This is a genomic window from Aliterella sp. E5.1, assembly GCF_057473825.1.
The window spans coordinates 1-2,511 of record NZ_JBYCCV010000244.1 but is presented as its reverse complement, the minus strand read 5'-3'; the positions used below and the strand labels follow the sequence as shown (position 1 = coordinate 2,511).

Below are 2,511 nucleotides of genomic sequence, written 5' to 3'. Positions count from 1 at the left end.
AGTGATGCGGGTCGAAGTCAAGCTCAACCACTTCGCTTTGCGCTCGAAACTCTACTTCAAAGCGCTTCAGGCATCTTTCGACGAACTGAAACGCCTCAAGGCTATAGCAGGGCTTGCGTAAGGTGAGTATTTCACTTAATTCTCTCACGGTTAAAAACTTCCCCCAGCCGTGGCGCTTAGATTACCCTACCCTTTTCATGCTCCCCATTCTAAAGGAGAGGGCAACATGATCCTGTCCAAGTTCTCTCTGCTACGCGCGTAGGCTCTACGTCCGTTGCGCCACGGTGTCGTTTCGGTTCTGCGTTCTCTCCACGCCTGCGGGGGCTTAGAAGCGGCGGTATACCGCCGCTTCTAAGCCTCAGCTCACTATGGAGGAGACTTTCCCCACCACCATCTGTCCCGATGTCGGGACAAGTCAACATCCCTCTCCACACGCGCGTTTGTTCAGTGCTGCAGCCAACTTCACCACTACCAAGACGTCTGAAGTTGGTGCAAAACCGGACGCATAAAAAAGGCGCTGCTAGTCCTCCGCACGCGGCGCGGCAAGGACCATAAAACACCTCGTTCCCCTTTGGTGATGAAAGCTCGAGGACAATGACGTGCCCCATTATTTTTTGTAAAAAGGACTCGCTCCTACTGCTTGGTCCACCGCCACCAGCCACGGCGATTAGCCTCAAGGCGCTCGAGTGGATCTCGGCGCTTCAGACGCACGTCTGAACGCTTCAATGAGTTTTGTTCTTAGTTCATCACTTAGCTCTGCATACGTACCTTTTTCAAGATATTCAATAAGCAAGTTGGCTCTTTCCTTATAATTTTCTGTTTGGTCCATTATAGTTTTGAGGGACTTCACATTAACGACAGCGGCAACCGTGAGAGCTTGGATTAAGCTTTGCTCTGAATAAATTTCGCCTTGTAGAGCTATTGTCAAGTGTGTAGGAAGCATAAAACCCCAGATCCTACGCAGTTCATTTTGTTTTCTGGCGACTATCTCATTTTCTTTAGTGTTTATCTCCTTTAAACGATGCGCAAGCCACTCATAGAAAACCCTGACATGGAGCTCATACTGTTCGACTAAACTGCACAAATCTATTTCTTCCCCTGCTGCCTTCACGAATTTTTCTGCATCTGCACTTAGGTTATCCCATTCTAAAAATGCCTTTGAGCTCAAATGTGCTTGATGAAGAAACTTCCCCCTTTCAGAAGCGTCAAAAGTCCATGTGCCAGCCACAACCGGGATTTCACGATGTTGAATATAGTTGCGGAGGTCAAGAACAAATTTTGCGAGGGGATGCGTAGCGAAGTGCTCCTCGATTTTTCTTTGGTAGTCAGGAAACCGATCTTGTCTTGTGTAAGGCTGGGACAGTCTTCTAGAGTGATCTCTTAGCGATGTTGCGCTTGCCACAAAGTTATGTAAAAGGCGTGATACCTCAAACAGGTAACTATCAAGCAGTTCCTTGTGGGGGGCAGTCCACATCATCTGCATTTTTTCATTTGTATCTACAGTTTTGATGGTTCTTTTTAATTCAGCCGCATTACTGTGAAAGATAGAGAAACTCTTCCAGAGCTGTTTTATCGCTTGCAAAGTTTTATATTCTTGAGAGTTAATTAGCTCTTGCTCCAGTTGTATATATTTATCCCAAGCTTCGTCAAAGGAAAGAGATTCGTTTGTGCTGTTACTCACTTCCATAACCTCCACCAGCCGCGGCGATTAGGCTGCGCTGCGTAAATAAATGCGGCCTATAAAGCATAATAGTAATTTTCCTCGCTCATCTTGCAGCACTTATTCACATAGGGGACTAATTTTAAGTTAACTTGACAACGCCGTGCGTGAGCCTCTGCCGCCAGTGCCGGGTCAGCCTGAACGCTACGACTACGAGTACCACCGTGAGGGTACCGCCAATCTGTTCACTTGTGCCCCGAACGGGGTATGTTCTTTGCGCCCTTAGAGGCCTGGCGTCACGTCAAGGTGACCGAGCGTCGCACCAAGATCGACTTCGCCCACTGCATGCGTGAGCTGGTCGATGTTCACTTTCCTGGCGCCACCACCATCACCATGGTTCGCGACCAGCTCAACACCCACGGCCCTGACGCCCTCTATGAAACCTTTGCTCCAGAAGAAGCAGCACGTATCCTGAACCGAATAGAGTTCCATTACACCCCTAAGCACGGCTCTTGGTTGAATATGGCTGAGATCGAACTCTCGGTGCTCTCGCGTCAGTGTCTCAACAGGCGTATCCCCGACAAGCACATGCTGGAACAAGAGATCAGCGCCTGGGAAGCTGAGCGTAATGCCTCTCAGGCTACTGTTGATTGGCGCTTCACCACTGCCGATGCTCGTATCAAGCTCAAGCGCCTCTACCCGTCAACTTCTGCTTGACAGACCACTAGTACACCTTTCCAGAAAACACTTACCGTTAGCTGTTAGTCTGGCTGTGGTGATAGCAGATGCCAGGACCTCAAGCCACAAAGATCGAACTTAGCAGCAGACAAGAAGCACTTTTGAAGCAGCTA

Annotated in this window: 1 protein-coding gene and 1 pseudogene; one reads left to right on the top strand and one right to left on the bottom strand. The window is 48.9% G+C overall.

Annotation, left to right across the window (positions count from 1 at the left end; all coding sequences use genetic code 11):
- Window positions 1-673 precede the first annotated feature (673 nt).
- Complete coding sequence (locus AC2VE5_RS25790; RefSeq protein ID WP_486890425.1) at window positions 674-1,687, bottom strand: hypothetical protein; 1,014 nt, start codon at window positions 1,685-1,687, stop codon at window positions 674-676.
- Between the two features lie 139 nt (window positions 1,688-1,826).
- Between AC2VE5_RS25790 and AC2VE5_RS25785 the strand changes: the two are divergent.
- Window positions 1,827-2,377: pseudogene (locus tag AC2VE5_RS25785) on the top strand (transposase); the annotation flags it as partial.
- Between the last annotated feature and the right edge of the window lie 134 nt (window positions 2,378-2,511).